The sequence below is a fragment of the Hydrogenophaga pseudoflava NBRC 102511 genome, assembly GCF_001592285.1.
In the GTDB taxonomy this organism is placed as follows: Bacteria; Pseudomonadota; Gammaproteobacteria; order Burkholderiales; family Burkholderiaceae_C; genus Hydrogenophaga; species Hydrogenophaga pseudoflava.
In genome coordinates, this window is the sequence record NZ_BCWQ01000035.1 from 1 (window position 1) to 2,463 (window position 2,463).

Annotated in this window: 3 protein-coding genes; all 3 read right to left on the bottom strand. The window is 65.9% G+C overall.

The window, feature by feature from the left end:
• Positions 1-51 precede the first annotated feature (51 nt).
• The 3 genes from tnpC to tnpA all read right to left on the bottom strand — a co-directional run bounded on the left by tnpC (position 52) and on the right by tnpA (position 2,386).
• Positions 52-1,566, bottom strand: coding sequence for an IS66 family transposase (tnpC, locus tag HPS01S_RS21320; protein ID WP_066161171.1), 1,515 nt, complete (start codon positions 1,564-1,566; stop codon positions 52-54).
• An 80-nt stretch (positions 1,567-1,646) separates the two neighbouring features.
• A complete protein-coding gene (tnpB, locus tag HPS01S_RS21325) occupies positions 1,647-1,958 on the bottom strand; it encodes an IS66 family insertion sequence element accessory protein TnpB (protein ID WP_084397652.1) in 312 nt (103 codons plus the stop codon).
• A gap of 20 nt (positions 1,959-1,978) precedes the next feature.
• Entirely contained in the window at positions 1,979-2,386 is a 408-nt protein-coding gene (gene tnpA / locus HPS01S_RS21330) for an IS66-like element accessory protein TnpA (RefSeq protein ID WP_066161169.1), read from the bottom strand.
• Positions 2,387-2,463 lie beyond the last annotated feature (77 nt).

The window sequence follows — 2,463 nt, forward strand, 5'->3', positions numbered from 1 at the left end:
CATCCGTCCGGGCACCCCATATTGACCGCCGCTGGCGGTCATGGCTGAGGATCAGATGGCAGCGCTCTGCCACCGATGCGGCAGCAGTTCCCCGATGCGGCTGGCCTTGTGCGTGGGCAGTCGGGTCATCACATCCTTGAGGTAGGCGTGGGGGTCGTGGCCGTTGAGCTTGGCCGACTGGATCAGACTCATCACGGCAGCTGCACGCTGACCCGCCCGCAGCGAACCGGCGAACAGCCAGTTCTTGCGCCCGAGCGCGACCGGACGCATCTGGTTCTCGATCCAGTTGTTGTCGATGGGTAGTTGCCCGTTGTCCAGGAAGCGCGTGAGCGCCTGCCAGCGCCGCAGGCTGTAGTCGATGGCCCGTGCCGTGGCTGAACCCTCGGGCACCCTGGTGCGGTGTTCGCTCAGCCAGGCGTGCAACTTGTCCACGATCGGGCGGCTGTGCTGCTGGCGCATTCGCAGCCGCTCGGGGCCATCGACATTGGCCACCTGCCGCTCCACTTCGTAGAGCTGCCCGATCTGCACCAGCGCCTGCTCGGCGATCTGGCTCTTGTTGGCTGCGTGCAGCTCAAAGAACTTGCGCCGGGCATGGGCCCAGCAAGCCGCTTCGGTGATGTGCTCGCCCATGAGCTGCTTGTAACCCGCATAGTCATCGACCAGCAGCGTGCCGCGCCAGTCCTTGAGGAATGCACCGGCGTGCTTGCCCGCGCGGCTTTCGCAGAAGTCGTAGACCACGGCCTTGAGGTCTTCGTGCCGCCCCGGGGTGTAGGCCCACAGGTAGGCGCGGTGCGTCTTGCCATCGCGCTCGCTGCCGCGCTTGAGCATCTGCACCGGGGTCTCATCGGCGTGCACGATGCTGTGTGCGAGCACCTCCTGGCGCAGCGCATCGACCAGCGGCTGCAGTTGCACGCCGCAGCTGCCCACCCACTGGGCCAGGGTCGAGCGTGCCAGCGGCACGCCGGCACGGGCATAGATGGCCTCCTGGCGGTACAGAGGCAAATGGTCGGCGTACTTGGCCACCAGCACCTGGGCCAGCAAACCGGTGGTGGCCAGACCCTTGTCGATGATGTGCGCCTCTACCGGCTGCTGCTTGAGCGTCTGACAGCAGGCGCACACCCACTTGCCGCGCACATGGCGGTGCACGGTGAACACGCCGGGCGTGTAGTCGAGCTTCTCGGCCACGTCCTCGCCCATGCGGCGCATGGCCTGGCCGCAGCAATCGGTCACCTCGGGCTCGTGTGCGAATTCCTGGCGCGCCAGCTGGGCCGGCAGTGGCAGGCGCTTCGGTAGCTGGCGTGTGGTGCGTTCTGCAGCAGGGCGCAGCTGCTCGATCTCGTCATCTACCGCCTGCAGGTCTTCTTCGAGTGCTTCTTCCAGCAGGCTGCGCTGATCGGCGTTGAGCGCCTCGGTCTTGGCGGCAAACTTCAACCGCTTGAGGATCGCCATCTCGTAGGTGAGCTTGTCCAGCAGGGACTGCTTGTGTTTGAGCTCATCCATGAGGCGCTGCAGCATCTGGCGCATTTGCGCCTCGTCCATGCTGTGCAGATCGACCGTTTCGTTCATGGCCGCCATCATCCCCGATGGGCGGGCACTCGCCTACTGGCACATCCACGAATTGAACGCCACCCTTCGGGCGTTCAACATCACAGCACCGTGATCACAGCGTCTTGTCCCAGGCGCTGCCAGGGCAAGCCTGTGACCAGTGCCTGCAGTTGCTCGGCGCTCAGCGTCAGTTGGGGACCCAGGCGCTCATCGCCCCAGACAAACTTGCCCTGGTTCAGGCGCCGTGCGGCCAGCCAGACCCCAAAGCCATCGTGCACCAGCACCTTCAGGCGGGTGGCGCGTGCGTTGGCAAAGAGGTAAGCGTGGTGCGGGCGGGCCGCGCCAAAGACCTGGACCACCCGGGCCAGGGCCGTCTCGGGGCCGGCGCGCATGTCCAGCGGTTGCGTGGACATCCAGACCGCATCGACCCTGATCACCGCAACACCGCGCGCAAGAGCGCCCCGCACTGGCCCATTGGGCACTGCAGACTGACCACCAGTTCGCCGCGTTGCAGGCGCACCTGGACTGGCGCAGATGGCGGCGGTAAAGGCGGGGATGGCGCAAACGCAGCCAGCGCCTGCTCATCATGGGTGCTGGCGGCCATTGCCGTGAGCGGCAGCGAGATGAAGCCGGGCTCAGCATCCGTACCGACGCCCGGTTGCGCGCGCACAGGGCCCGCCTCCCGAATCCATCGGTGCACCATGTTCGCGTGCAGTCCGTGCGACAAGGCCACACCACCGACACTGGCTCCGGGCTGCGCGCACGCTGCCACCAACTGTGCCTTGAACGCTTTGCTGTATTCACGCCGGCGCGGCCGGCCTTCGCTTGAAAACTGTTCCATCGTCTCCACGATCCTCCAATCGTGGACACGATGCCCGCTTCTCACGGCGCTTTCAATATGGGGTCACCGGACGGATA